This is a genomic window from Staphylococcus sp. AC872, assembly GCF_979255425.1.
In genome coordinates this window covers 1-276 of record NZ_CEEDKW010000052.1, presented here as the reverse complement: position 1 = coordinate 276, position 276 = coordinate 1, and the positions used below count along the sequence as shown (strand labels likewise).

Below are 276 nucleotides of genomic sequence, written 5' to 3'. Positions count from 1 at the left end.
CGCGCATCGCCCGCAGCACGGCCACGCCGTCGCGCTTGGGCAGACCCAGGTCCAGCAGCACGGCGTCGAAGCGTTCGCTGCTGGCCAGCACCGCGTCGGCGGCCTGCCCGTCGCGCACCCAGTCGGCCGCAAAGCCCTGGCGGCGCAGCGCCTCCCGCAGGCTCTCGCCGATCATGGGGTCGTCTTCTACAAGCAGCAGGCGCATGAAGGGGGTGGGGCGGATGTGGACGCGACAGCGGATTGTGGCGACTGGATCGAAGCAGGGCACGCCGGCGC

At 72.5% G+C, this 276-nt stretch carries 1 protein-coding gene; it reads right to left on the bottom strand.

From position 1 onward, the window contains the following. Positions 1 to 205: response regulator (locus tag ACZ267_RS12890; RefSeq protein WP_463680345.1), on the bottom strand; the 205-nt coding region annotated here is incomplete at its 3' end. Positions 206 to 276: the final 71 nt, after the last annotated feature.